1 protein-coding gene is annotated in these 232 nt (G+C 68.5%); it reads left to right on the forward strand.

What is annotated here, in order from left to right:
• Positions 1 to 232, forward strand: a 232-nt coding sequence (locus tag ADK64_RS42960; protein ID WP_159046260.1) for a ketoacyl-synthetase C-terminal extension domain-containing protein, incomplete at both ends; no start/stop codon positions are given.

The raw sequence follows: 232 nt of genomic DNA on the forward strand, positions 1-232 counted from the left end.
TGCGGTGTCGTTGTTGACGGAGGCGCAGCCGTGGCCGGAGGCGGGGGGTCGTCCGCGGCGGGCGGGGGTGTCGTCGTTCGGTGTGAGTGGGACGAATGCCCATGTGATTCTTGAGGGTGCGGTTGAGGGTGCTGTTGAGGGTGAGGTCGTGGTCACTGGTGGGGTGGCCGGTGGGGGTGCTGGGTGTGGTTCGGGTGTGGTGCCGTGGGTGTTGTCGGCGCGGAGTGAGGAG

The organism is Streptomyces sp. MMG1121 (assembly GCF_001280015.1).
Taxonomy (GTDB): Bacteria; Actinomycetota; Actinomycetes; order Streptomycetales; family Streptomycetaceae; genus Streptomyces.